This window comes from Ancalomicrobiaceae bacterium S20, from assembly GCA_040269895.1.
In the GTDB taxonomy this organism is placed as follows: domain Bacteria; phylum Pseudomonadota; class Alphaproteobacteria; order Rhizobiales; family Ancalomicrobiaceae; genus Methyloraptor; species Methyloraptor flagellatus.
Genome location: CP158568.1, coordinates 755,243 through 780,063, shown reverse-complemented (window position 1 = coordinate 780,063; position 24,821 = coordinate 755,243). Strand labels below are relative to the sequence as shown.

General features: G+C 66.6%; 24 protein-coding genes. 15 read left to right on the top strand and 9 right to left on the bottom strand.

Annotation, left to right across the window (positions count from 1 at the left end):
• Window positions 1-87: 87 nt before the first annotated feature.
• A complete protein-coding gene (gene fliP, locus ABS361_03675) occupies window positions 88-801 on the top strand; it encodes a flagellar type III secretion system pore protein FliP (protein XBY46800.1) in 714 nt (237 codons plus the stop codon).
• 39 nt (window positions 802-840) lie between these two features.
• Here the strand turns inward: fliP and ABS361_03670 are convergent, their stop codons facing one another.
• The 5 genes from ABS361_03670 to ABS361_03650 form a co-directional block, all read right to left on the bottom strand.
• The gene (locus tag ABS361_03670; GenBank protein XBY45395.1) at window positions 841-4,539 is read right to left on the bottom strand and encodes a hypothetical protein; all 3,699 of its coding nucleotides are present in this window, start codon (window positions 4,537-4,539) and stop codon (window positions 841-843) included.
• 217 nt (window positions 4,540-4,756) lie between these two features.
• A complete protein-coding gene (locus tag ABS361_03665) occupies window positions 4,757-5,566 on the bottom strand; it encodes a hypothetical protein (protein XBY45394.1) in 810 nt (269 codons plus the stop codon).
• Window positions 5,563-6,162 (bottom strand): DUF6468 domain-containing protein, encoded by a 600-nt coding sequence (locus tag ABS361_03660; protein XBY45393.1) that lies wholly within the window; start codon window positions 6,160-6,162, stop codon window positions 5,563-5,565. Before ABS361_03660 ends, ABS361_03665 begins: the two co-directional genes overlap by 4 nt.
• Complete coding sequence (gene fliM, locus ABS361_03655) at window positions 6,159-7,376, bottom strand: flagellar motor switch protein FliM (protein XBY45392.1); 1,218 nt, start codon at window positions 7,374-7,376, stop codon at window positions 6,159-6,161. The genes ABS361_03660 and fliM overlap by 4 nt, the downstream gene beginning before the upstream one ends.
• 9 nt (window positions 7,377-7,385) lie before the next feature.
• Window positions 7,386-7,907, bottom strand: a complete 522-nt coding sequence (locus ABS361_03650) for a flagellar basal body-associated FliL family protein (protein ID XBY45391.1) — start codon at window positions 7,905-7,907, stop codon at window positions 7,386-7,388.
• A 279-nt stretch (window positions 7,908-8,186) separates the two neighbouring features.
• Here ABS361_03650 and flgF point away from each other — a divergent pair, with 279 nt between their 5' ends.
• Genes flgF through flgH form a run of 5 tightly spaced genes read left to right on the top strand, consistent with a single transcriptional unit; the run spans window position 8,187 to window position 11,535 of the window.
• Window positions 8,187-8,924 carry a flagellar basal-body rod protein FlgF gene (gene flgF / locus ABS361_03645; protein ID XBY45390.1) on the top strand — a complete coding sequence of 246 codons (738 nt, stop codon included), beginning with the start codon at window positions 8,187-8,189 and terminating at the stop codon, window positions 8,922-8,924.
• A 17-nt stretch (window positions 8,925-8,941) separates the two neighbouring features.
• A complete protein-coding gene (gene flgG, locus ABS361_03640; protein XBY45389.1) occupies window positions 8,942-9,727 on the top strand; it encodes a flagellar basal-body rod protein FlgG in 786 nt (261 codons plus the stop codon).
• A 13-nt stretch (window positions 9,728-9,740) separates the two neighbouring features.
• Window positions 9,741-10,136, top strand: a complete 396-nt coding sequence (locus ABS361_03635; protein ID XBY45388.1) for a hypothetical protein — start codon at window positions 9,741-9,743, stop codon at window positions 10,134-10,136.
• 50 nt (window positions 10,137-10,186) lie between these two features.
• The gene (gene flgA / locus ABS361_03630) at window positions 10,187-10,780 is read left to right on the top strand and encodes a flagellar basal body P-ring formation chaperone FlgA (GenBank protein XBY45387.1); all 594 of its coding nucleotides are present in this window, start codon (window positions 10,187-10,189) and stop codon (window positions 10,778-10,780) included.
• Window positions 10,777-11,535 carry a flagellar basal body L-ring protein FlgH gene (flgH, locus tag ABS361_03625; GenBank protein ID XBY45386.1) on the top strand — a complete coding sequence of 253 codons (759 nt, stop codon included), beginning with the start codon at window positions 10,777-10,779 and terminating at the stop codon, window positions 11,533-11,535. Before flgA ends, flgH begins: the two co-directional genes overlap by 4 nt.
• Window positions 11,536-11,908: 373 nt before the next feature.
• Here flgH and dksA read toward each other — a convergent pair whose 3' ends face one another.
• Window positions 11,909-12,325, bottom strand: coding sequence for an RNA polymerase-binding protein DksA (dksA, locus tag ABS361_03620; GenBank protein XBY46799.1), 417 nt, complete (start codon window positions 12,323-12,325; stop codon window positions 11,909-11,911).
• 178 nt (window positions 12,326-12,503) lie between these two features.
• On the bottom strand, window positions 12,504-12,926 hold the full coding sequence (locus tag ABS361_03615; protein ID XBY45385.1) for a flagellar assembly protein FliX: 423 nt from the start codon (window positions 12,924-12,926) through the stop codon (window positions 12,504-12,506).
• Window positions 12,927-13,199: 273 nt separating this feature from the next.
• Between ABS361_03615 and ABS361_03610 the strand changes: the two genes are divergently transcribed.
• The 9 genes from ABS361_03610 to flaF all read left to right on the top strand — a co-directional run bounded on the left by ABS361_03610 (window position 13,200) and on the right by flaF (window position 21,271).
• Window positions 13,200-14,324 carry a flagellar basal body P-ring protein FlgI gene (locus tag ABS361_03610; protein XBY45384.1) on the top strand — a complete coding sequence of 375 codons (1,125 nt, stop codon included), beginning with the start codon at window positions 13,200-13,202 and terminating at the stop codon, window positions 14,322-14,324.
• Entirely contained in the window at window positions 14,324-14,662 is a 339-nt protein-coding gene (locus ABS361_03605) for a rod-binding protein (GenBank protein ID XBY45383.1), read from the top strand. The genes ABS361_03610 and ABS361_03605 overlap by 1 nt, the downstream gene beginning before the upstream one ends.
• A complete protein-coding gene (locus ABS361_03600) occupies window positions 14,659-15,144 on the top strand; it encodes a flagellar protein FlgN (GenBank protein XBY45382.1) in 486 nt (161 codons plus the stop codon). Before ABS361_03605 ends, ABS361_03600 begins: the two co-directional genes overlap by 4 nt.
• Window positions 15,145-15,397: 253 nt before the next feature.
• Entirely contained in the window at window positions 15,398-15,817 is a 420-nt protein-coding gene (locus tag ABS361_03595; GenBank protein ID XBY45381.1) for a hypothetical protein, read from the top strand.
• Between the two features lie 297 nt (window positions 15,818-16,114).
• Entirely contained in the window at window positions 16,115-17,359 is a 1,245-nt protein-coding gene (locus ABS361_03590; protein ID XBY45380.1) for a flagellin, read from the top strand.
• 270 nt (window positions 17,360-17,629) lie between these two features.
• Window positions 17,630-18,874 carry a flagellin gene (locus ABS361_03585; GenBank protein XBY45379.1) on the top strand — a complete coding sequence of 415 codons (1,245 nt, stop codon included), beginning with the start codon at window positions 17,630-17,632 and terminating at the stop codon, window positions 18,872-18,874.
• Window positions 18,875-19,081: 207 nt separating this feature from the next.
• A complete protein-coding gene (locus tag ABS361_03580) occupies window positions 19,082-20,329 on the top strand; it encodes a flagellin (protein ID XBY45378.1) in 1,248 nt (415 codons plus the stop codon).
• A gap of 200 nt (window positions 20,330-20,529) precedes the next feature.
• Window positions 20,530-20,913 (top strand): flagellar biosynthesis repressor FlbT, encoded by a 384-nt coding sequence (flbT, locus tag ABS361_03575; GenBank protein ID XBY45377.1) that lies wholly within the window; start codon window positions 20,530-20,532, stop codon window positions 20,911-20,913.
• Entirely contained in the window at window positions 20,906-21,271 is a 366-nt protein-coding gene (flaF, locus tag ABS361_03570) for a flagellar biosynthesis regulator FlaF (GenBank protein XBY45376.1), read from the top strand. The genes flbT and flaF overlap by 8 nt, the downstream gene beginning before the upstream one ends.
• Window positions 21,272-21,410: 139 nt before the next feature.
• Here the strand turns inward: flaF and ABS361_03565 are convergent, their stop codons facing one another.
• Window positions 21,411-22,913 carry a flagellar biosynthesis protein FlgL gene (locus ABS361_03565; protein XBY45375.1) on the bottom strand — a complete coding sequence of 501 codons (1,503 nt, stop codon included), beginning with the start codon at window positions 22,911-22,913 and terminating at the stop codon, window positions 21,411-21,413.
• 22 nt (window positions 22,914-22,935) lie between these two features.
• A complete protein-coding gene (flgK, locus tag ABS361_03560; protein ID XBY45374.1) occupies window positions 22,936-24,789 on the bottom strand; it encodes a flagellar hook-associated protein FlgK in 1,854 nt (617 codons plus the stop codon).
• Window positions 24,790-24,821: the final 32 nt, after the last annotated feature.

Here is a 24,821-nt window from a genome sequence, read left to right as displayed (position 1 = left end):
ACCGGCGACAGCCCGCCCGGCGCCGTGCCGGCGCGGGCGACGTCGCGCGGTCCGGCAAGGCCGCCCCGTCGGGCGACCTCCGCGCTCCTGATCGCCGTTGCGACGTTCCTGTCCGCCTTCTTCGTGCTACCCGCCGCCGCGCAGGATATCGCGATCAACTTCGGCCCGGGCACAGGCCTGACCGAGCGCGCCGTGCAGATGATCGCGCTCGTGACGGTGCTGTCGCTGGCGCCGTCCATCATCGTGATGGTGACGAGCTTCACCCGCATCGTCGTGGTTCTGTCGCTGCTGCGTTCCGCGATCGGCCTGCAGACCGCCCCGCCGAACTCGGTGATCATCAGCCTGTCGCTGTTTCTGACCCTGTTCGTGATGGGGCCGGCGTTCCAGCGCGCCTATGACGAGGGCGTCAAGCCGCTGACCGACGGCACGATCGAGATGGAACAGGCGCTCGACCGCGCCGGCACGCCGTTCCACGAGTTCATGCGCACCCACGTCCGGCCGAAGGATCTCGAACTCTTCGTCGATCTTTCGCGCGAGCCGAAGCCGAATGCGCCCGAGGATCTGAGCTACCGCATCCTGATCCCGGCCTTCATGATCTCGGAGCTGCGCCGCGCCTTCGAGATCGGCTTCCTGCTCTATCTGCCGTTTCTGGTCATCGATCTGGTCGTTGCTTCGGTGCTCATGTCCATGGGCATGATGATGCTGCCGCCGGTGACGATCTCGCTGCCGTTCAAGCTGATCTTCTTCGTGCTCGTCGACGGCTGGAATCTGGTCGCCGGCAGTCTGGTCAAGAGCTTCTGACCGACCGAGCGCGGACGCCCCTGTACGGCTCCGCCCGGCTCAGCCCTTCTTGGCCGCGCTCTCGGCCTGCGCCGACGGACCCGGCGCGGGCTTGTCCTTGGCCTGCGGATCCGGCTTGGCCTGGGGATCCGGCTTGGCGTCCGGCGCGGGCTGCGTGCGCGGCGCGCCGAGATAGTTGGCGCGGTATTCCTCGAGGAAGTTGCGCATCGTATCGACGGCGGCGAGCTCCTTGGCGATCGCGCGGAATTCGCTACCCTGCGCCTGGATCGGCCGGGTGATCACGTCGAAGGCCCGGGCGTTCGGGCTGTCGCTCATCTTGGTGGTGTACTTCGCCCGGATGCGGTCGAGCGACAGCTGGTCGTTCGAAAGCACGTAGGCGATGCCGGCGCGCATGACGTCCTGCTGCTCCTGCAGATCGAGCGCGGTCTGGTCGCTCCAGCGCGCCCCGAGCATGAGCTCGAGGCGGTCGCCGGCGTCGCGGTAGCGCTTGGCCTTCCAGAGAATGTCGGCCTTCAGCCGGTCCGCGTCGGAGCCGGTCGTGTTGGCGAGCAGCTCGAGCGCGTTCTCGGCGCGGCCGATCTCCGACATGGCACGCGCCTCGACGAGCCGGCGCTGCCGTTCGAGCGAGGCCGGCAGTTGCGACTGGCGGGTCTTGTTGAGCACGCCGAGCGCGCGCTCCGGCTGGCGGTTCAGCAGATAGACGACGGCGAGGTCGGCGGCGACCTGCGCACGCGCCGCGCCCTTGACGCGGTTGTCGATCTGGTAGCTCAGGAGCTCGGCCGCCTGGTCGAGCAGGTCGACCGCGATCAGCCGATCGGCGAGCTTGCGCACGACCTCGTCGCCCTGCCGCCCGATCGGCACCAGCTCGCGAAAGTCGTAATAGAGCGTCAGCGCATCGACCGGCTGGATCTTGGCGTCGCGCTCCTTGGAGCGGTCGAGATAGAGCGACACGAACTCGCGCCCCATCTCGTCCTGGAAACGGCGGGTCGTGTTGGCATTGCTGTCGACCATCAGCGCGGAACGCATCGCGGTGAAGGCGCCGCGGTAGTCGCCCTCCTGCGCCATCAGATTGCCCATGAAGCGCAGGGTCTTCAGTTCGATCTCGTCGCCGCGCCAGCCGAAGGAGAGCGACTTCAGCTTGGCGATCGCATCCGCCGTGGTGATCTTGCCGTCGCGGTGCAAGAGCCGGATCATCCGGTAGTCGGCCTCCGCCGCAACCCGGCGATCGCCGGCATCCTGCGCGCGTTCGAACCGCGCGATCGCATCCTCCGGCCGCCCGGCCGCATCGGCGAGCCGGCCGCGCAGGAGCTCGTATTTGGCGTGCAGATCGTTGTCGATCGCGTCCGGCTCGACCTCGGCGAGACGGCCCTCGGCCATGCCGAAGTCGTTGAGCTCGATCGCCGCCTCCGCGGCGGCGAGATTGAACAGCGCCTGCACCTCGACCGGGTAGAGCCCGACCGCCGGCGTCGCCTTGAGCGCGTTCTCGCGCGCCTCGTCCCAGCGGGTCAGCGCGGCGGCGGAGATGGTGTGCCAGAGTGCGGCATCGGCATTGTCGGCGACCTCGACGCGCGACAGCGCGGCGTTCGCCTGGGTGTTGCGGCCGGCGAGCGCCTGCCCGGCCCCGTAGAGAACGATAAAGCCGGGATCGCGCTCGATCCCGGTGTCGTCATTGGCGAGGATGCGGAGCTGGGCCAGCGCCTCGGGCGCGAAGCGATGGCCGATGTAGAACTCGGCCAGATCGATCCGCGGCTGTCTTCGCTGCTGCTCGGGCGCCGCGATCAGCGCATCGAGCATTTCCTTCTCGCGCTCGCGGAAGCCAAGCGGCCCGAGCTGCTTGAAGGTCTTCGGCGTGATGTCGACCCGGTGCAGGCGCGTGCTGTAGCGCGTCACCGGCTTGTCGGACTCCTCGAGCGCGCCCGTCGACAGGAACAGCCCGCGCTCGCGGCCGATCTGGACCTGCGCATTCTCGAGCAGCACCTGGATGTCGTCCGTATGCGGCACGACAGCGATGCCGTGCGCCGAGGCGAGCGTCTCGACCTGCGCGAAGTTCTGCGCCTTGAGCAGGCCCCGCGCCGGCGCCTGCGCCGTCACCACGACGATGCGGTCGCCGACCTTCGGATCGACCATCTCGTGCACCTTGCCGGCATCCGGCAGGTCGATGCGCAGGCTGGCGTTGCCGTCGGTGCGCACGAAGCGGCGCAGGCGCAGCGGCCGCGACGGCTCGAGCATCATCTCGCCGATCGACAGGATCCAGCTGTTGCCGTCGGCGCCGAGCGTGGTCAGCAGCGGCTGGGTCAGATCGATCCGGATCGCCTGCCACGACCCCTGCGGCGCGGCGACGATATCGGAGGCGAGCGGACCGATGTTGGCGCGCATCGCCGCGAGGTCGAGCTGGCGGGCGCTGTCGAACACCACCCACAGGCTGTCGTCGCGCTTGAACGCCGCGCTCGCCACCTTCTCCTGGAACGGGAACACGATGCGGACCATGTTGCCGATGCGCTTGGCCTCGACGCGCACGATGCGCTCGCCGTTGTCGGCGCGCGGCGGCGGCGTCTCGATGTCGGTCTCGGCCACCTCCGGAGCGCTCTGCGCCGGGATCTTCGCGACCGGTTCGGCCGGCTGCGTCGCCGGGGCCGCGGGCGGCTCGGCCGCCGCCTCGGCGGTCTCGGCCGGTGCCTGTGCCGCGGCGGCGCGCGCGGCCTGGGTGGCAGCGGGCGCGCTCTTCGGCGGGGCGACCGGTGCCGGCGCAGGCGCTTCGGCCGCGGCGACGGCAGCCGGTGCGGGCTGCACGGCAGCCGGTGCCCGGACCGGAGCGGGCGCAGTGGGCTGGACTGCGGCCTGAGCCGGCTGGATGAACTCGCGCGGCGAGCTCGGCGCCTCGATCCGCTGGCGCGCGTTGGCCGGCAAGCCGTCCTTGGCGGCGATCGCCTTGCGGATCTCCTGCTCGGCCGCGCTGCCCGGCGTGACCGGCATCACCAGATCGACGACATAGCTCGAGTCCTCGCGGAACGCGCGGACATCGACCTGCGGCTCGACGACGAACACGACCTTGAGCTTGTCGCCGCTGTCGTCGGCCATGATCTCCTTGAGCCCGACCGGCCGCATCGCGGTGATCGGCGCCAGATCGATGACGGCGGTGCGGTTGAACGTGACGGTGATGCGGTCGTCCTCGCGCGCCATCTGGGTGTCGAACGGCACGTTCCAGGTGAAGGTGAAGCGCGAGAAGGTCGGCAGCTGCGCGACGCGGAAGTCGAGCTTGGCGGCGACGCGGATGCCGAACTGGTTCTTTTCCGCCTCGCGCTGCGCCTTCAGCGCCGAGGCGGCGCGCTTGGCGAGTTCCTGGATCACGGCATCGGGCAGCGACGGCGGCGGGCCGGCCCATTTCGGCGGCAGGAAGTCGATGAACAGCTTGTCGCCGGCCTCGATCGTGTTGACGGTCACCTGCCGCTGCAACGCGAAGCGCAGCGCCTGCCCGTCGGGATCGCGACGGGCGACCATCACGAACTGGCCGAGCGTGGTGGGCACGCGCTCCACATTGACGTCGACCGGCTCGGCGAACTGCAACACGAGCACGCCATTGGCGACCTTGTTGACGAACTGCGGGATCAAGCCGCGGTTCTTGAAGGTCAGCACCATGCGGCCGTAGGTCTTCTCGACCGAGGCGTCGATATCGGCCTTGGCGATATCGGCATGCGCGGCGATCGGTTGCGCGAAGACCGCGGCCAAGGCGATCGCCATGCCGGCGATCCAACGCCTGAACCCGGTCCGAGAGACCGATCCTGTCTTCGCCGAACGCACGCGGTTCCGCCTCCTTCGTCTCGGGCGAGACTAGGCGAAACGGCTGAACCGAGCGTTAAGCGGCGCCCGCGAAAACGCGAGCATTCCGTAAGGGCGCGCACAGCAAGAGGCCGGAGCCGACGGCACGGTCGGCCCGGTCGGCTGTTGCCCTGGATCTTCAGCTCTTGCCCTGAATCTTCGGCAGATCCTTGCCGGCCTGCGGCACGGCGGCTTCGGCGCCCCGGCGATTGGCGAGCTCGACAGTCAGCTTCTCGGCGACTTCCGGGCTCATCTTCGCAATGACGTCGCCGAGCTTCTTCGGGTTCATCTGACGCGCGAGATCGGCGAGCAGGCCGACGTCCAGGCGATCGAACACCCGCGCCGCGTCCTTGGCCTTCATCGACTCGTACATCTTCACGAGATCGGCGAGTTCCTTCTTCTTCGCGTCGTCCTTGCTCTTCAGGTCGCCGTCGATCTTGCCTTCGATCGACTGCAACTCGTCGACGCGCTTGCCCATGCGGTCCTCGGCGGCCTTGACGAGGTCTTCGCGCATCTTGAGCTGGCGCTCCATCTCCTCGAGCTGCTTGCGCCGCTCGGCGAGCTTCTGGAGCACCTCGATCTCGGATCGCAGGTCCTTGCCCGGCAGGGGCTTGGCCTCTTCGGGTTTGTCCTTGGTGATCTTGAACTCGGGCTTGGCCGGCGCCTTGGGCGCGTCGTGGCCGCCCTCCTTCGGCGCCTCGCCATGCGCATCGGGCGGCGGCGCGCCCGATCCGGTGACGATCGGGTCGACCTCGATGCCGGTCGCCGGGTCGACGACCTTGGCTTCCTTGCCCTTGCCGACCGTGACCGGCCCCTTGAAATACTGGATCGCCCCCAGCATCCGCTCCTGCGCCGACACGTCGGTCGCAAGCGAGAAGGCCAGGAACTTCAATCCCAGCAGCAGGCTCGCCGCCAGGATGACCATGGGAATGAGGCGAGGCGATTTCATGCGGCCTCCGTGGTCGAACGCCGGATGTTGGCGAGGCGCTCGGCGGCTTCCGCCGCGCGCGATCTGAGAAGCCCGAGCCGGTCACCCGGCCGAACGGCCTCGACCGGCGGTGCGGCCGCGGGCACGCGCGGCGCGATCGGCGGCATGACCGGGGCAGCCGGCTGGTGAGCCGCGGGGTGATGAACCGGGGCCTGCGCATGGGGCGCCGGCGCGTAAGCGGCCGGCGCGTAGGCCGGCGCCGGCTGGGCCTGGGCGGCCGTCGTCGCGGCCCGCGCGGCCTGGGTGATGGCAGCGATGCGGCCGAGCACCTTCTCGCCCTCGGAGATCTCGCGGCTGATCTCCATAGAGAAGAACTCCGCCTCGCGCAGCCGCTGGGCGAGGGTCTTGTCGCAATCCGACGCGGTCTGCTTGAGGCCGGTGATCGCCCGTTCGGCGATCTCGGTGGCGGTCAGCAGCTCCGAGATGGTCGCCCGGAGATTGGCTTCGTCCGCGCGCAAGCGCTTCAACCGCATGTTGAGCAACATGCAGTAGCCGATCGTCAGGATGAGCAGCACGGAGACGAGGCCTTCGACGGCGATCTGCAGCAAGCTGGTCATGACGCCTGCATCTCCTTCTGCGAGGCCGCCTTCTCGAAGGCGGCCAATGTCATTTTCGGCCGACGCAGGTTGCGCGCGATCCGGACCGAGATGTTCTCGCCCGAACGACCCATCTGCCCTTCCGTCAGCTCGATACCGCCGCACTTGACCATCACCGGGTCACGCGGGCCGACCTCGAACAGCAGCGTCTGGCCGACCTTGAGATCGAGGATTTGCCCGAGCGACATCTCTTCCTCGAACAGCACGGCGTCGACCTCGATCTCGGCCGAAAAGATCTCGGTGGCGAGATGGCCTTCCCAGATCGGGTCGCGGCCGAACTTCTCGCCCATGAACATCTGGAGCAGAAGTTCGCGGATCGGCTCCAGCGTCGCATAGGGGATCAAGACCTCGATCTTGCCGCCCCGGTCTTCCATGTCGATGCGGAATTCGGCCAAAATCGCCGCGTTCGCCGGCCGCGAGATCGCCGCGAAGCGCGGGTTGGTCTCCAGCCGCTCCAGATTGAACCGGACCGGCGACAGCGGCGCGAAGGCATGCTCGGCGTCGGCCAGCACGACCTCGATCATCCGGCGCACGAGGTTGGTCTCGATCGTGGTGTAGGGCCGCCCCTCGACGCGGATCGGCGTCGTGCCGCGCCCGCCGCCGAGCAGCACGTCGATGATCGAGTAGATCAGGCTGGAATCGACCGTGACCAGACCGAAGTTGTCCCATTCCTCGGCCTTGAACACGCCGAGAATCGCCGGCAGCGGGATCGAGTTCAGGTAGTCGCCGAAGCGGACGGAGGTGATGCTGTCGAGCGAGACCTCGACGTTGTCGGAGGTGAAGTTGCGCAGGGACGTCGTGGTCAGCCGCACGAGGCGGTCGAACACGATTTCGAGCATCGGCAGACGCTCGTAGGACACCATCGCCGAGTTGATCAGCGCCCGGATGCCCGACTGCTCGCCGGAAATCTGCTGGTCGAGATCGAAACCGAGCAGGTTGTCGATCTCTTCCTGATTCAGGATGCGGTCGCCGCCGCGGGTCGCCTGGTCGAGGTCGAACTCGGCATCGTCGCCGGCGAGCGAGGCGACCATGTCGTCCGCACCCTCGACGCCCTGCTCGGCGAGCGCGGCACCCCAGTCGGCCGACAAATCATCTTCGTCGTCCGTGCCCTTCTGCTCGGCGAGGGCCGCACCCCACGCGGCATCGAGGTCTTCGAGATCTTCTTCCCCGGCCATTGCCGCCCCTCACTGGACCAGGATTTCCTTGAACAGCACCGCTTCGATCTTCGCCGGATAGATCGCGACGTTGATGCGGCGCTGCAGTTCCTCCTTGACGCGGTAGAGCCCGGCCGAACCGTCGAGGTCGGACGAGCGCAGTTCGCGCAGGTAGAGCTGAAAGGCATCGAGCACGCGCGGCAGCACCGGCTTGATCTTCTCCTCGGTCATCTTGTCGGAGACCTCGAGCGCGATCTTCACCTTCAGGAAGGTGGCGCGGCTGTCGACCGTGGAGAGATTGACCGTCATCTCCGGCAGCTCGACGAACAGCGTCTCCTTCTTGACGTCGTGCGCGGCCGCCGGCGCATGGGGATCGGCGCCGTGCGCCTCCTCCTTCTTGCCGCCCATCAGGAAGAACGCGGCGCCGCCGCCGATCAGCAGCAGCGCGCCGACGGCGCCGCCGATGATGATCAGCTTCTTCTTGCCGCCGCCGGCCTGGGCCTCTTCGCCTTCCGGCGCGTCGGCTTCCTTCTTTTCGGGCTTCTTGGCCATCGCCGCTCGTGCGTCCTCAGAGCCGCGCGATTCCACGCGCGCGGTTCCTTGATAGTGCCGCCCCAAAGGTTAACGACCGGTTACCATTAACCCCATGGCAACCTCGGTAAACGATTCCTGCCGATCCTGCCGCCCGGCAGCTTTTGCCGGGCCCGAACACCTTCCGCGTAACATCATATCACTGTTTTCATTGAATAATTCGACTTGGCACGCATCTCGCTATGGTTAACACGATCCCGGCGGCTGGGGAGTTTGCCGGGGTCATGGGGAGCATACGAGATGGAAAACGCACAGCTCGTCGGGCTGTCGCGCCAGGTGACGCTCAGACGTGAGCTCGACCTGATCGCGAACAACGTCGCCAACGTCGACACGATGGGCTTCAAGGCCCAGACGCTGCTCATGAAGGAGCAGAAGCTTCCGCCCGCCCGCGAAAACTCGTTCGACCGGCGCTCGGATCGCCCGGTGAGCTTCGTGCTCGACGACGGCAACGTCTACGACCTGAAGCCCGGCCAGATGGTCCAGACCGGCAACGAGACTGACGTCGCGATCGACGGCAAGGGCTGGTTCGCGGTGCAGACGCCGCAGGGCGAGCGCTACACGCGCAACGGCTCCTTCGTGATCCGCGCCGACGGCACGCTCGTGACGCGCGACAACAATCCGGTGCTCACCGAGGCCGGCCCGCTGGTGCTCCAGCCGGGCGAGGCGAACCTCACCATCGCCGGCGACGGTCAGATCTCCACCTCGCAGGGCGCCAAGGGCAAGCTGCGCGTGGTCGACTTCGCCCGCCAGTCCGACGTCAAGAAGGTCGGCGAGACGCTGTTCGAGGGCCAGAACCCGCAGGCGGCGACGCTCCCGCGCCTCGTCCAGGGCCAGGTCGAGAAGTCGAACGTCCGCGCCGTCGTCGAGATGTCGCGGCTGATCGAGGTCAGCCGCAATTACCAGGCGATCGCGCAGTGGATGTCGCAGACCGACGATCTGCGCAAGAACGCGATCGAAAAGCTGGCCCAGGTGGCCTGAGCGCGCGGAGAGAACCGATGAAGGCCCTCTATATCGCCGCCTCCGGCATGATGGCGCAGGAACTCAACGTCGAAGTGACGTCGAACAACATCGCCAACATGCGCACCACCGGCTTCAAGAAGCAGCGCGTGGACTTCCAGGACCTGCTCTACCAGGACATGCGTCGGGTCGGATCGCAGGCCTCGGACTCAGGCAACGTGCTGCCGACCGGCGTGCAGGTCGGCTCCGGCGTGCGCACCGCCGCCACCCCCCGGATCATGTCGCAGGGCACCCTGTCCTCGACCGAGAAGGAGACGGACGTCGCGGTCAAGGGCGAGGGCATGTTCCGGATCCTGCTGCCCGACGGCCGCACCGCCTACACCCGCGACGGCTCGTTCGAACTGAACAATTCCGGCCAGCTCGTCACCGCCGACGGCTACTCGGTCGACCCGGCGATCACGGTTCCGGCCAACGCCGCCAACTTCACCATCAACGCCCAGGGCGTGGTGCAGGTGACGGTCGGCAACGCGACGACGCCGACCACCATCGGCCAGATCCAGCTCGCCCGCTTCGTCAACAAGTCGGGCCTCGAGGCGATCGGCAACAACCTGTTCCTGGAAACCGGCTCATCGGGCGCCCCCCAGGTCGCCAACCCCGGCGACGAGGGCTACGGCACGCTGCTGCAGAAGCAGCTCGAGGCCGCCAACGTCAATTCCGTGACCGAGATCTCCGACCTGATCGCCGCGCAGCGCGCCTACGAGATGAACTCCCGTGTCATCCGCGCCGCCGACGAGATGATGTCGTCGACCGTGTCGCCGAAGTGAGGAGGGCTGATTGATGATCGCTCGTCCCGAACCCGCCTGGTATCGCGACCCCGCGCTGCGCATGGCGCGCAACCTGATCGGCGCCGGCGCCATGGCGCTCGCCGCCGCCTTGCTCGCCGCAACGCTGCGCCCGGCCGATGCCGCCGAGCTGCGGCCGTCGCTGAAGCTCTCGGTCGAGGTCGTCGCCGACGTCGTCACCGTCGGCGACTTCTTCGAGAACGCCGGCGACGTCGCCGAGAAGCCGCTGTTCCGGGCCCCCGACATCGGCACCACCGGCACCGTGCCGGCCTGGAAGGTGCTCGAGCTCGCCCGCGCCGCCGGCCTGACCCAGGCCGAGAGCGCGGCCGTCGCCGAAGTGCCGGTCACCCGGCTCGGCCGCGAGATCGGCGCCATGGAGGTCTCAAGCTGATCGCGGCCGAAGGCGCGCGGCAGACCCTGGGCGACCCGGCCGATCTGAAGGTGACTTTCGAACAGCCGTTCGAGCCGCGCCAGGCCGACACCCGGTCGCGGACCCCGGTCCGGATCGCCAACCTCGCCTGGGTGCCGCAGACCGGCCGGTTCGAAGCGCTGGTCACCGTCGACAAGGGCGCCTCGATCGAGCGCGTCCGGGTCCGCGGCGACATGTCGGAAACCGCCGACGTGCTGACGCTGGTGCGCCCGCTGAACCGCGGCGAGATCGTCACCAAGGACGATGTGCAGGTCGAGCGCCAGCCCAAGCGCGTCGTCGGCGCCTACCGCGCCGTCGATCCGACCGAGATCGTCGGCCTCGCGGCGAAGCGCCAGCTCCGCCCGGGCCAGCCCGTCGTCCCTTCGGACTTCAACCGGCCGCTGCTCGTCAATCGCGGCGAGACCGTGCTCATCGTCTACGAGAGCCCCGGCCTCGTGCTTTCCGCCCGTGGTCAGGCGCTCGAGTCCGGCGCCAAGGGCGACCTCGTTCCCGTCATCAATCCGCAGTCGAAGCGTATCGTCCACGGCTCCGTCGCAGGCCCCGGCCGCGTCCTGGTCAATGCCGCGGGCGGCACCGTCGCGAGCCTCGGGAGGGCCGCACAGTGAAGTCTCTCAGCCCGATCAAGCCCTTCGCCCCGCTGGCTCTCGTTGCCGCCCTCGCCCTCGGCGGCTGCGGCAGCACGCTGGACCGGCTCTCCAGCGTCGGCCAGGCGCCGAAGCTGAACCCGATCGCCGACCCGACCGCCCAGCCGGGCTACAAGCCCGTGTCGTTGCCGATGCCGGCGCCCGAGCCGGTCGCCTATGCGCCGAACTCGCTGTGGCGCTCCGGCTCGCGCGCCTTCTTCAAGGATCAGCGCGCGCATCGGATCGGCGACATCCTGACCGTCAAGGTCCAGTTCACCGACAAGGCCAACATCGCCAACGACACCAAGCGCACCCGCACCGAAGGCGAGAACACCTCGGTCGGCGGCGTGCCCGGCGCCGCGATCGACCAGTTCCTGCTGCCGAAGGGCACCGCGGCGTCGAACCTGATCGCCAACAACACGACCTCCTCGGCCGAGGGCGTCGGCACGGTGAAGCGCTCCGAGGAACTCGTCACCAACATCGCCGCCGTGGTCACGCAGATCCTGCCGAACGGCAACATGGTGGTCGAAGGCCGCCAGGAGGTCCGCGTCAACTTCGAGGTCCGCGAACTGATCGTCGCCGGCATCGTCCGGCCCGAGGACATCGGCGCCGACAACACGATCGAGAGCACCAAGATCGCCGAGGCGCGCATCGCCTATGGCGGCCGCGGCCAGCTCACCGACGTGCAGCAGCCGCGCATCGGCAATCAGATCATCGACGTGCTGATGCCGTTCTGATCACCCGGGCGCGTCAGCGCCCGCTCCCAAGAACGAGGGGCGCGACGGCGCCCGTCGCCTCCCCGCCTGTCTCTCCTCTCCACTCCCCTCCTCTGCGCCGGCGGCTCCCCGACCGGCACGAACTCCCCGACGCGGTTAGGAGCCACTCCCCAAATCCGTTCCGACCGCGTCACTCCCCGAAGGCGCGGGATCCTCTCCCCAGGATCCCGCGCCTTTTCGTATCGCACGGCATCGACGTCCCGAGCGAGCGCTGCTCGATCAGGAAGACAGACATGAAAAAGGCCGGTGGCATGCCTGCCCCGGCCTGGAAAGGTTCATTCCGATGCGGCGGCATCGGTGATCGGCTGCGTTGTGGCCGATCGTGATCGTTCGTTCAGTCGTCGCGATAGACGCGCTCGCGGCGCTCGTGCCGCTCCTGCGCTTCGATCGACAGCGTCGCGATCGGACGGGCATCGAGGCGCTTCAGCGAGATCGGCTCGCCGGTCTCCTCGCAATAGCCGTAGGTGCCGTCGTCGAGCCGCTTCAGGGCGGAGTCGATCTTGGAGATGAGCTTGCGTTGACGATCCCGAGCTCGAAGTTCGATGGCGCGATCGGTTTCCGACGAGGCGCGATCGGCGAGGTCCGGATGGTTCTGACTCTCGTCCGCGAGATGCTGCAAGGTCTCTCGCGATTCCTTCAGAATGTCATCCTTCCAGGCAAGCAGCTTCTTGCGGAAGTACTCGCGCTGCCGATCGTTCATGAAGGGCTCGTCTTCCGACGGGTGGTAATCAGTATCGATTACGTCCGACATTATCTTCCCTTCCAACTGCCGGGGGTCCCCCTCCGGTTTCGCGCGGAATATAGCCATGGTCGCAAGCCGTTACAACGCCGGAGGCATGACGCTTCGATGACCGCTCCGGAAATCCGGACGCGTCTTTAAGCGATTGAAAAATCTAGAGGAAGAAGCCCGCTCAGTCGCGACGTCGTTTTCAGTCCGGATATTTTCCGAACTTCGCCAGCTCGACCCGGGCGCGCAACTCGATATCGGCCATGAGCGCGTCGAGCTTCTCGTCGCCCGAGGACTGGCGCTGGCCGAGCAGATGAACCAGCCGGTCGAGCCGTTCTTCCGAGACGTTGCCGGAGAGCAGATCGATCTTCACGCCCTCCAGGACATCGAGCAGATCGAAGCCGCGCTTGACGCTGCGCCGCCGACGTTCGAGCGGATTGTCGACCTGCTGCAGCGCGATCAGGCTGGCGAGATCGGCGACGCCGGTCAGGCCGACCGCGACCGGCGCGGCCTTGGCGTCCTGCGTCTCGGAAGGCAGCGTGAAGCCGCCCTCGGCGCCGGCCGGGCGGCGCACGGAGGTGCCCGTCTGGATGGTGGTCGGTCTGCCCGTCCCGTCGATGCGCATCTGGCCTGCCCTGTCGTCCGACGCGCCCGTACTCCCACCCTCGATCGGTCTCGTCACCCGGCAGGATTTGCCCAGTCCGTTAACGAAGGGTTAACGCTCGCGGCAGCTCCTGCCCGACCGGACTTTCCTGCCGAGCACCCCGCGCGCATGCTCCGAAGACCGACCATCGGGATCGGACCGCAATCCCAAGGACTTACCCGTTCGTGACCGTGCTCTCCCGAATTGGCACGGCCCTCGCAAAGGGAGGTCCGAGATTTGGGGAGATCTCGCTCGATGCAGAAGTTCTTCGCCGTAGTGGCATTCGCAGCAGCCTTTCTGACCGCCTGGACCGCCGCGCCGGACCGGGCCGAAGCGGCCGCGTCGCGAATCAAGGATCTCGCCGCCATCGAAGGCGTCCGCGAGAACCAGTTGATCGGCTACGGCCTGGTCGTCGGTCTCAACGGCACCGGCGACAGTCTCAACAACGCGCCCTTCACCAAGCAGTCGCTGCAGGCGATGATGGAGCGCATGGGCGTCAACACCCGCGGTGCCAACATGCGCACGGCGAACGTCGCCGCGGTGATGGTGACGGCCAACCTGCCGCCCTTCGCCACCCAGGGCACGCGCGTCGACGTCAATGTCTCCGCACTCGGCGACGCCAAGAGCCTGCAGGGCGGCACGCTGCTGGTCACGCCGCTGCTCGGCGCCGACGGCGAAGCCTATGCCATCGCCCAAGGCGCGCTGTCGGTCGGCGGCTTCGTCGCCAAGGGCGACGCCGCCTCGATCACGCGCGGCGTCCCGACCGCGGCGCGCATCGCCAACGGGGCGCTGGTCGAACGCGAGATCGCCTTCAAGCTCGGCACCATGTCGACGGTCCGGCTGGCGCTGCGCAACCCCGACTTCACGACGTCGCGCCGCATCGCCATGGCGATCAACGATCTGCTCGGCGCCCCCGCGGCCGAGCCGATCGCCCCCTCGACCGTGCGCCTCAGCCTGCCGCCCAAGTTCAACGGCAACATCGTCGACCTGATCACCGACATCGAACAGCTCGCGGTCGAGCCGGATCTGCCGGCCAAGGTCGTCATCGACGAGGCGACCGGTATCATCGTCATGGGCCAGGACGTCCGCGTCTCGACGGTCGCGATCGCCCAGGGCAATCTGACCGTCACCGTCACCGAGCAGCCGGAGGTCAGCCAGCCGAACCCGCTCTCGCAGGGCGAGACCGTGGTGGTGCCGCGCACCCAGGTCACGGTCAACGACGACTCCAAGAAGAAGCTCGCCGTGGTGAAGTCGACCGTGTCGCTGCGCGAACTGGTCGACGGCCTCAACGCCCTCGGTGTCGGCCCGCGCGACCTGATCACCATCCTGCAGGCGATCAAGGCCGCCGGCGCGCTCCAGGCCGAGATCGAGGTGATGTGATGGCGATCGGCCTCATCTCCTCCCCCGCCTCGCCCGCCGTCTCCCCATCTGCCGCGCTCGCGCAGATGCCGGATCCCGGCACCGCCGCCAAGGATCCGAAGGTCCGCGCCATGGCGCAGGCCCAGCAGTTCGAGCAGGTCTACCTCAACACCATGCTGTCCCAGATGTTCTCGACGCTGCCGACCGAGGGCGCCTTCCACGGCGGCCTCGGCGAGGAGACGTTCCGCGGCTTCCTCGTCGACGAATACGCCAAGACCATCACCCGTGCGGGCGGCGTCGGCATTGCCAAGCCCGTCTACGATCAGTTGCTCCGTCTCCAGGAAGGACGCGCGTCATGATGCGCCCCCCGCCAGCCCAGAACCCCGCCGATGTCGCCGTTCAGACGAGCGAGGAGGCCGAAGTCCTGCTCGCCGAGCTGGAACGATCGATGGACGCGCTGATCGCCGTGATCGATCGCGAGACGGCGCTGGTGCGCGACGGGCTGCTGTTCGCCGCCGGCGATCTCGAGAAGGAGAAGTCGGATTTCGCCGCCGCCTACCTGAAACTGCGCGGCCGGCTCAAGGCGAGCGCCGAGGTGATCGGCTCGCTCGCGCCTGCCTCGGCCGAACGGCTGCGCCAGCGCCACGAAGAATTCGCGGCGCTGCTCAGAATCAATCTCGCGGTGCTCGCGACCGCGCGCGAGGTCGCCGAGACCATCGTGCGCAACGTCTCGACCGCGGTCGGCAAGCGCACCGCTCCGCCGGTCTACGGCCGGAATGCGGCACCCGCGGCCCCCCGGCTCGGCGGCGCACGCGGCATCGCCTACGACCGCAGCCTCTGAACGGCTCGTCGCTCCTGCCGTAACGGAAAAGTCCTTCGTCGAGTCGATCAGGCACGACTTCATCGGCAAGACTCGACCGAAGGCGGCTGTCGACAGGCCCACATTGACGGACGACTTCGACAACTTGCGGCGCGACGTGTCACCGCAGCCGGACCATCGATTTTTACCATGATACTTTACCGATGATTCAAGTCGCCGCGATAGAGTGCCCGTGATCCGTAATGCCGGGGCCAGGAGGGCCTAGGAGGCAAAGATGGAAACGGGACTCCTGCGAGCGGCGTCGTCGACACCGCTCCAGCCGTTGCCGAGGAGCGGAGAACCCGCCCCCGACACGGTGAAGACCGAGCTGCCGGCGAGCCAGAATGTTCAGGCCGCCACCGACACGGCCGCCGCGCTCGTCAGGGACGAGCGCGCGGCGAGCGAAGACGTGCGCCTCCAGATCGCCACCGATAAGTCCTCGCAGGATCCGGCCCTCGCCGAAGCCCGCCAGCGCGTCGTCGACCGCGACGCCGCGACCGGCCTCACCGTCGTGCGCATCATCGAAGAACGCTCCGGCGTCACGGTCGACCAGGTGCCGACGGAAGCCTATCTGCGCCTGAAGGCGAGCATTCGCGCCATGTTCGACGCCAAGACCGGCGCCAGCACCGAGCGCAGCTTCGACAAGAGCGCCTGAGCGCCCTCTCCTTTCGACATCTCGAACATCCGATGCGGAGGCCGATGAGATCGGCGCGCCGCTTTCCGCGTTTTTCTCCCTTATGGTTAATCGAACGGAGAGCCCGTTAATATTACCGGTTCAATAGAGCAATTTACATGGACTTAACCGTAAGTCGACGAGGCGTGAATACAAACGAATTGACCTTCGATTTCTCCGATTGAATTAACCTCTACGCAAGAGCCCCAACATGAAATGGGATCACTTCTTCAGGACGAAGAAGACCTCCACGCCACCCCAGAATGGGAGCTAGCAGACATGTCGGGAATCGTTCTCTCCAAGGGTATCCGCAATAACCTCCAGCAGCTGCAGAGCACGGCTGCCAACATTGCGACCACCCAGAGCCGCCTCGCCACCGGCAAGAAGGTCAACTCGGCCCTCGACAATCCGGCGAACTTCTTCACCTCGAACTCGCTGAACGACCGCGCCGGCGACCTGGGTGACCTGCTCGACGGCATCGGCAATGCGATCCAGACCATCAATGCCGCCAACAACGGCATCCAGGCGATCACCAATCTGGTGAAGTCGGCCCAGTCGACCGCCAAGCAGGCGATCCAGTCGGCCCCGACCACCGGTCGCCTGACCGGCTCGGGCACCTCGGCCGCGACGCTGACCTCCTCGACCTCGCTGACCAGCTCGCTCGGCTTCACCGCCGGCGACACGATCACCGTCGGTGACGGCACCAACACGCTGACCCTGACGGTCGGCGCGGCCGGCAGCTACGCGGGCGTCACCGGCGGCGGCACGGCCACCCAGACCGCGACCGTCGGCAGCGTCCAGGACATCCTCGACGCCGTCAACGCCAGCACCGGTGGTACCTCGAACCTGAAGGCCACCGCCGCCCTGACCAGCGACGGCAAGCTGCAGATCGAGTCGGTCGGCTCGAACGCGGTTTCGCTGCAGACCAACAGCAGCGCGACCAACGCCTCCGTGGCCGCCCTCGGCTTCGTCGGCGCCAACGGCGCCACCGCGCTGAGCGCGACCGGCACGACCAACGCGAGCCGCAACACGCTCTCGGCCCAGTTCGACCAGATCCTGAGCCAGATCGATCAGCTGGCGAAGGACTCGGGCTACAACGGCAAGAACCTGCTGTCGGGCGACTCGGTCAAGGTCACGTTCAACGAGAAGACCGGCGGCCAGCAGAGCTCGCTCGCCATTTCCGGCGTCGACGATAGCTCGACCGGCCTCGGCATCAGCAAGTCGGCCAACAGCTTCCAGACCGACAAGAACATCAACGACTCGCTGAACAATCTGTCGAACGCGCTCGACAAGCTCCGCACCCAGTCGTCCACGCTGGGTTCGAACCTGTCGGTGGTGCAGGCCCGCCAGGACTTCACCAAGCAGACGATCAACACCCTGAAGCAGGGCGCCGACAATCTGGTCCTCGCCGACCAGAACGAGGAAGCCGCCAACCTGCTCGCGCTGCAGACCCGTCAGCAGCTCTCGCAGACGGCACTGTCTCTCGCCAACCAGGCCGACCAGGGCGTCCTGCGCCTGTTCTGATCGAAACGGACGACAGTCCATCGAACGACATCGAAAGGGGCCGGAAACGGCCCCTTTTTATTTGCCCGCAAAAAGAAAAGGCCCAAGAGGGAGAGCGAAAGTAACTTGTCGTTGATAATTATTGACAGGCATCAAACAGAATTACGATCCATTAAGGTTTTCATTTAGAGTAAAAAATCCACGAGAGTAAGACTGGATTAACGCTACGCGCCTTTAATGCTCCCCGGAGCCGATCGCAGAAGGCGGTCGCACCGTGTGGAGGTTTGTATCGTGTCCAGTATCGTCCTCTCGAAGGGTATCCGTAACAACCTGTTGCAGCTGCAGAACACGGCTGCCAACATCGCAACCACCCAGAGCCGCCTCGCCACCGGCAAGAAGGTCAACTCGGCCCTCGACAATCCGGCGAACTTCTTCACCTCGAGCTCGCTGAACGATCGCGCCGGCGACCTCGGCGACCTGCTCGACGGTATCGGCAACGCCATCCAGACCATCAATGCCGCCAACAACGGCATCACCTCGATCACCAACCTGGTGAAGTCGGCGCAGTCGACCGCCAAGCAGGCGATCCAGTCGGCTCCGACCACCGGCCGCCTGACCGGCACCGGCACCTCGGCCGCGACGCTGACCTCCTCGACCTCGCTAACCACCTCGCTCGGCTTCACCGCCGGCGACACGATCACCGTCGGTGACGGCACCAACACGCTGACCCTGACGGTCGGCGCGGCCGGCAGCTACGCGGGCGTCACGGGCGGCGGCACGGCCACCCAGACCGCGACGGTCGGCAGCGTTCAGGACATCCTCGATGCCGTTAACGCGACGACGAGCGGCGCCGCGAACCTGAAGGCCACCGCCGCCCTGACCAGCGACGGCAAGCTGCAGATCGGATCGGTCGGCTCGAACGCGGTTTCGCTGCAGACCAACAACACCGCGACCAACGCCTCGGTCGCCGCGCTCGGCTTCGTCGGCGCCAACGGCGCCACCGCGCTGAGCGCGACCGGCACCGCCAACGCGACCCGCAACACGCTCTCCGCCCAGTTCGACCAGATCCTGACCCAGATCGACCAGCTGGCGAAGGACTCGGGCTACAACGGCAAGAACCTGTTGTCGGGTGATTCGATCAAGGTCGTCTTCAACGAGAAGACCGGCACGAATCAGAACTCGCTGTCGATCTCCGGCGTCGACGACTCGGCGACCGGCCTCGGCATCAATCGGTCGAAGAACAGCTTCCAGACCGACAAGAACATCAACGATTCGCTGACCGAGCTGACCAACTCCCTGACGACGCTCCGCACCCAGTCCTCGAGCCTCGGTTCGAACCTGTCGGTGGTGCAGGCCCGCCAGGACTTCACCAAGCAGACGATCAACACCCTGAAGACCGGCGCCGATAACCTCGTCCTCGCCGATCAGAACGAAGAAGCCGCGAATTTGCTGGCACTTCAGACCCGTCAGCAGCTCTCGCAGACGGCTCTGTCCCTTGCCAACCAGGCCGACCAGGGCGTCCTGCGCCTGTTCTGATCGAAGGCTTCGCGGCCTCGACGACCGTCTCACCGACCAACATGCAAAGGGGCCCTTCGGGGCCCCTTTTTTCGTTCCGCGGTGCGCCGCTCGGTACAAGGGGCGCAGTTCTTTAACCGTCTCAGACCTCTTTAAACACTCATTAACCTTAATGGACTTCAATACAGATTAACAGATACGCATTCGTGCAGTCACCGGAGGTCAACCGTGTCTGGCATCGTTCTCTCGAAGGGCATCCGCAACAACCTGTTGCAGCTGCAGAACACCGCGTCGAACATCGCGACGACCCAGGGTCGGCTTGCCACCGGCAAGAAGGTCAACTCGGCCCTCGACAATCCGGCGAACTTCTTCACCTCCAATTCGCTGAACGACCGCGCCGGCGACCTGGGGGATCTGCTCGACGGTATCTCGAACGCGATCCAGACGATCAACGCCGCCAACAACGGCATCACCTCGATCACCAACCTGGTGAAGTCGGCCCAGTCGACCGCCAAGCAGGCGATCCAGTCCTCGCCGACGACCGGCCGCCTCACCGGCTCCGGCACCTCGGCCGCGGTGCTGAACTCGGCGACGTCGCTGACCACCAATCTCGGCTTCACCGCCGGCGACACGATCACGATCGGTGACGGCACCAACACGCTGACCCTGACGGTCGGCGCGGCCGGCAGCTACGCCGGCGTCACCGGCGGCGGCACGACCACCCAGACCGCCACGGTCGGCAGCGTCCAGGACATCCTCGACGCCGTCAACGCGACCACCAACGGCGTCGCCAACCTGCAGAGCACGGCCGCCCTGACCAGCGACGGCAAGCTGCAGATCGAATCGGTGGGTCTCAACGCGGTTTCGCTGCAGACCAACAACACCGCGACCAACGCCTCGGTCGCCGCCCTCGGCTTCGTCGGCGCCAACGGCGCGACCGCGCTGAGCGGCACCGGCACCACCAACGCCACCCGAAACACCCTCGCCGCGCAGTTCGATACGATCCTGACCCAGATCGATCAGCTGGCGAAGGACTCGGGCTACAACGGCAAGAACCTGCTCTCGGGCGACTCGATCAAGGTCGTCTTCAACGAGAAGACGGGCGCGCTGCAGAATTCGCTGTCGATCTCCGGCGTCGACGATAGCTCGACCGGCCTCGGCATCAACAAGTCGTCGAACAAGTTCCAGACCGACAAGAACATCAACGACTCGCTGACCGAGCTCACCAACGCGCTGGCCGGTCTGCGCACCCAGTCTTCCAGCCTCGGCTCGAACCTCTCGGTGGTGCAGGCCCGCCAGGACTTCACCAAGCAGACGATCAACACCCTGAAGACCGGTGCCGACAATCTGGTCCTCGCCGACCAGAACGAGGAAGCCGCCAACCTGCTCGCGCTGCAGACCCGTCAGCAGCTCTCGCAGACCGCGCTGTCCCTCGCCAACCAGGCCGACCAGGGCGTCCTGCGCCTGTTCGGCTGAGGCGCACACGGAGCGACACGACGTTCGGGGCGGGGTCTCGGCCGAGACTCCGCCTCTCGTATTTGCGGTCGGCCCCGGTCGCCGTCCCCTGCCCGCCCCGGGCGCGCGACGAACGACGGCACGGCCGCGATCAGAGGCGGCGCCATCGCGCGCCGCGCTCGGGCTGTGAAATACCAGTCCGCCGTCCGGAGGCGAGAGTCATGGCGTTGAAAGTCGAACTGAAGCCCGGTGAACGCATCATCATCGGCGACAGCGTCATCACCAATTCCAATCAACGGACCCGCCTTTTCATTGAAGGCGACGCGCCAATCTTGCGTGAGAAAGACGTCATCACGGCCTCCGAGGCAAATTCGCCTGCGAGGCGGATCTATCTCGCATTACAACTTATGTATATCTCCCGAGATCCGGAGACGCTGCGCCGCGAATACGAAACGCTGGCGCGCGAATTTGTTGAAGCCGCTCCGAGTTCCGCTCCGATCATCGACACGATCAACACATTGGTAACGGATGGCGAATACTATCGAGCCATCAAGCAGGCGCGAGAACTGGTTCTGTTCGAGGAGCGTTTGATCGGTCATGCATAACCAAGCGGCGGCGAAAGCGTATCAGCGCACGACCCAGACGACGGTCAACCCGCGGGAACTCGAAGCCTCTCTCCTGCTCAAGGCGGCCGCCAAGCTCCAGGCCGCCACGGACAACTGGGATCCGGCCGGGCTCGAGTTCGACCATGCGATCACCTACAATCGCAAGCTCTGGACGCTGCTCTCCGCCTCGGTGACCAATCCTGAAAATCCGCTGCCGGTCCAGATCAAGCAGAACATCGGCAACCTCGCCGTGTTCGTGATCAGCCGCAGCGTCGACATCCTGATCAGCCCCGAGGTGAAGAAGCTCGCCGCGCTGATCAACATCAACCGGATGATCGCCGAGGGCCTGCGCGGCTGACGCCGCGCTCGCGACAACGCGGCTGGTCTGCACTCGCGTCGCCCGATGCGACCGAGACGGCGCTCACCTTATAGAGAAGCCCGCGGCCGGGACCGGCGCGCGGGCTTTGTCGTCTCAGGATCGGCGCGACGATGACGCGTCAGCCCAGGTAGTTCGTCAGGCTCAGCTTGTAGAGGATCGAGGTCGCCTGATAGCTCGCCTGCATGCGGGTCTGCAGCGACAGGAGCTGGGTCGCGACCGCGTTCTGGTCGATGCCGAGCGTGCCGTCGAGCAGTTCCTGATAGGTGCCCGAGGTCGCCTTGTGGCGGTCGGCGGCCATCGACATCGCCTTGTTGCTGGAGGCGATCTCCATCTGCACCGACTGGATCGACTGATGGCCGTCCGGCTGGCCGAGATTGCCGCGCACGCGGCTGACGAGCGCGGCGTGCAGCGCCTTGTCGGTCGCGGTATTGCCCGACACGTTGACCGCCTGCGTCGCCGCGAGATTGGCGAGCACGCTGCGGAACGCCTCTTCGTTCGCGCGCAGGCCGTAGCCGACCGAAACCGAGCCGTCGACCTGGGCGGTCAGATCGTTGCGCGGCGCCGTCGCCGTCTGGTCGCCGGTGTACCAGGCGATCGTGTCGGTCGCCGTACCGTTCTGCGTCGTCGTCGCGGTGTCGAACGGCGGGCCGACGACGCGCTGCGGCGCCTGGCCCTGGTAGGTATTGAAGAAGTCGTTCGCCGACTTAACCGCCGAGGCCGCCGTCAGATCGGTCTTGGCGAGCGTCTGGATCGTCTGGTCGAGCACGCTGTTGAGATTGTCCGACGCCTCCTGCGGCGTCGTGCCGACCGCGAAGGTTCCGAGCGTCGGATCGTTCGCCTTGCCCGCGGTGAGCTTGACGATCGAGCTCGTGCCGTCCGGCAGCGTCAGCGTCAGCGAGATCGTGTCGTTGGCATTCGGCTGCCCGGTGAAGGCGACCGCGACCGACGGCGGGGTGCCGGTCGGCCCGGTGACGGACGCGTTTGCGAGCGACGATGTGACCGAATTGAGCTTGAAACCGAACGGATGCGTGCCGTCCTCGGCGATCGTCGCGGTCGCCGCGACCGACGACAGCGTCAGCCGACCGTGGCCGTCGCCGACATCGGCCTGCCGGCGCTCGTTCGAAACCTGCAGATAACCAGCCGCGCCGTTGGCGCCGTTCATGATGGTGTCGAAGTCGGCGACCGGCGCCTTGTCGACCTGCTTGCCGGCGAACATGTAGCGGCCGGCGACGTCGGTGTTGAGCAGGCCGATCAGGCTGATCGCCTCGAGCTTGGACTGGCGTTGCTGGGCGGTGGTGCCGTCCGAGAGCAGGTCGAAGCGGTTCTCGTCGAGACCGCTGCGCGATTCCGTCCGCACCGTGTCGATCTGGCTCAGCGTGTTGGTGATGGCCGAGAAGCGCGTGCCCATCACGCTGATCGTCTGCTGATAGGACTTCACGTCCGCGAGCTGGTCCTGGAACGCCAGCGCGACGACGCGGTCGTCGCCGAGCCCGCCATAGGTGCTCGCCTTCTCGCCGGTCGACATCTGGCGCGACACGTCGTCGAGGTTCGTGCGCAGCCGGCCGAGCTGGCGGATGATGTCGGCGTCGTAGCCGGTCGGGGCGAGCGTATTCACTGCCATGGACTAACTCCCTCGCCGCCGATCAGGTGGCCCGCATCAGCGAGTCGATCATTTCCTTCGCCACGGTCAGCACCCGCGCGTTGGCCTGGTAGGCGGCCTGGATCTGGATCAGACGGCTCAGCTCCTGGTCGATGCTGACGGCCGACGTGTCCTTGACCCGGGTTTCGAGGTTCTGCTGGATGACGTCCTGCGCCGCCTTGGCGGTCTTGACGTCATTGACCACGCCGCCCCAGTGCGAAATCACCTTGTCGGCGAAGTCGGACAGCGTGCTGCCGAAGGCGTTGCCGCCCGACACGAGACCGGTCTCCGAGCCGACGAAGAAGCTCGTGCTCTTCAGCCGCGCGATCAGATCCGTGGGCCGGGTCGAGTCAGCCGGCAGGCTGGTGCCGGTGTAGTTGATCAGGTTGGTCGGCGTGTCCGCGACCGCCTTGTTGACCGCGATCCGCTGCGAGAAGCCGATGAACTGCGATCCGCCCTCGAAGCTGCCGGTGTAGGGCTTCGTCGGGCCGTCGGTGAACAGCGGCAGCGCGGTCTGGCCGGTCAGGCCGGTCGCCGTCGCGCGCGCGTCGAAGCCCGTGATATCGACCTTGTTCGAGGCGCCGTCGTCGAGGATCTCGAGCGTGCTGCCGGTCGCCGAGACCGTGAAATTGGTGCCGAGCGCGCTCTGGATCTGACTGACGATCGAGGCGGTGGTGCCCGAGAAATTGACCGGCACAACCGTGTCGTCGGACCGCGCGGTCGAGGTGTTGGTCAACGTCTGCGACGGATCGTCGACGCGCACGAAGCTGACGGTCTTGGTGCGGCCGGTGGCGTTGTCCTTGTAGGACAGCGTCATCGTGTTGCCCGGCTGCACGCCCGAGAAGTCGAGATCGAAGCCGGCCTGCGCGCCCGAGGTGACGGCCGTGCCCTTGACGGTCGTGTCCGACAGCGCCGAGGCGAGATTGGCCGCGAAGGTGTCGAGCTGGTTCTGCGCCTGGACGAGCGTCGTGTCGCGCGCCTCGATCAGCGCCGCGAGCGAGCCGGAGCGGATCGTCTGGTTGGCGATCAGGTCGATCTTGTCGTTGCCGCTCTCCACGGTGATCGTGCCGACGCCGCGCGTCGACGGATCGGTCGTGTAGTAGGAGCTCGGGATGATCGTGCCCTTGGCGTCGAAGCCGAGCTTGGTCTGCACGCCTGCATCGACCAGCGTCATACCCGTGCCGGTGAACACCGTCAGCGTGCCGTTCTTGTCGGCGAGCGTCTTGATGTCGAGATAGGACGAGAGCTGCTTCAGATTGAGGTCGCGGGTGTCCTGCAGGTTGGTCGTATCCTGCCCCGCGGCGTTCTGCGCCAGGATCTTGGTGTTGAGCTCGGCGATCGAGGCGGTGAGCTGGTTGACCTGCGTCACCGCGTCGGCGATGCCGGTCTCCGCCTGCGACCGCATCGACTGCACCTGCCGGCTCATCTCGTTGAGCCGCGAGGCGAGCGCATTGGCGTTGTCGACCGCCGCCTTCTGCTCGAGGAGCCCGTCGGGGGTCGTATTCAGCGCCTGTAGCGCGGTGTTGAAGTCCTTGAACGCGCCCGTCAGCGTGCCGGTGCCGTTCGGCTGGCCCATCAGCTGGTCGAGCTGCGAGGCGTAGCTCTGCTTGGTCGACAGGTAGGACGTATCGGCGTTGGCGTCGATCAGCTGCTTGTAGATCTCGTCGTCCATGCTGCGCTGGACGACGGTCTTGATGCCGACGATGCCGGTGAGGCCTTGGATGTCGACGATCGACAGCCGCTTGGCGGTATAGCCGGCCTGGTCCGAGCGGGTGATGTTGCCCGCGACGACCTCGGACTCCTTCTGATTGAGTCCGAGACCGCTGACCGCAATCGAAATGGCCGTACTGATCGCCATGGGTTCGTTTCCACGCCACGCTCAGGCCGGCG

Bases quoted from the DNA above. Each gene is read 5' to 3' on its own strand.
- ABS361_03615 (XBY45385.1), bottom strand. From the start codon at position 12,926: ATGCGCATCGACGGGACGGGCAGACCGACCACCATCCAGACGGGCACC.
- flgG (XBY45389.1), top strand. From the start codon at position 8,942: ATGAAGGCCCTCTATATCGCCGCCTCCGGCATGATGGCGCAGGAACTC.
- fliM (XBY45392.1), bottom strand. From the start codon at position 7,376: ATGGCCGGGGAAGAAGATCTCGAAGACCTCGATGCCGCGTGGGGTGCG.
- ABS361_03565 (XBY45375.1), bottom strand. From the start codon at position 22,913: ATGGCAGTGAATACGCTCGCCCCGACCGGCTACGACGCCGACATCATC.
- ABS361_03610 (XBY45384.1), top strand. From the start codon at position 13,200: ATGCAGAAGTTCTTCGCCGTAGTGGCATTCGCAGCAGCCTTTCTGACC.
- ABS361_03635 (XBY45388.1), top strand. From the start codon at position 9,741: ATGATCGCTCGTCCCGAACCCGCCTGGTATCGCGACCCCGCGCTGCGC.
- ABS361_03595 (XBY45381.1), top strand. From the start codon at position 15,398: ATGGAAACGGGACTCCTGCGAGCGGCGTCGTCGACACCGCTCCAGCCG.
- ABS361_03605 (XBY45383.1), top strand. From the start codon at position 14,324: ATGGCGATCGGCCTCATCTCCTCCCCCGCCTCGCCCGCCGTCTCCCCA.
- ABS361_03600 (XBY45382.1), top strand. From the start codon at position 14,659: ATGATGCGCCCCCCGCCAGCCCAGAACCCCGCCGATGTCGCCGTTCAG.
- ABS361_03665 (XBY45394.1), bottom strand. From the start codon at position 5,566: ATGAAATCGCCTCGCCTCATTCCCATGGTCATCCTGGCGGCGAGCCTG.
- flgK (XBY45374.1), bottom strand. From the start codon at position 24,789: ATGGCGATCAGTACGGCCATTTCGATTGCGGTCAGCGGTCTCGGACTC.
- flgF (XBY45390.1), top strand. From the start codon at position 8,187: ATGGAAAACGCACAGCTCGTCGGGCTGTCGCGCCAGGTGACGCTCAGA.
- ABS361_03670 (XBY45395.1), bottom strand. From the start codon at position 4,539: ATGGCGATCGCCTTGGCCGCGGTCTTCGCGCAACCGATCGCCGCGCAT.
- ABS361_03660 (XBY45393.1), bottom strand. From the start codon at position 6,162: ATGACCAGCTTGCTGCAGATCGCCGTCGAAGGCCTCGTCTCCGTGCTG.
- flbT (XBY45377.1), top strand. From the start codon at position 20,530: ATGGCGTTGAAAGTCGAACTGAAGCCCGGTGAACGCATCATCATCGGC.
- ABS361_03590 (XBY45380.1), top strand. From the start codon at position 16,115: ATGTCGGGAATCGTTCTCTCCAAGGGTATCCGCAATAACCTCCAGCAG.
- dksA (XBY46799.1), bottom strand. From the start codon at position 12,325: ATGTCGGACGTAATCGATACTGATTACCACCCGTCGGAAGACGAGCCC.
- flaF (XBY45376.1), top strand. From the start codon at position 20,906: ATGCATAACCAAGCGGCGGCGAAAGCGTATCAGCGCACGACCCAGACG.
- ABS361_03650 (XBY45391.1), bottom strand. From the start codon at position 7,907: ATGGCCAAGAAGCCCGAAAAGAAGGAAGCCGACGCGCCGGAAGGCGAA.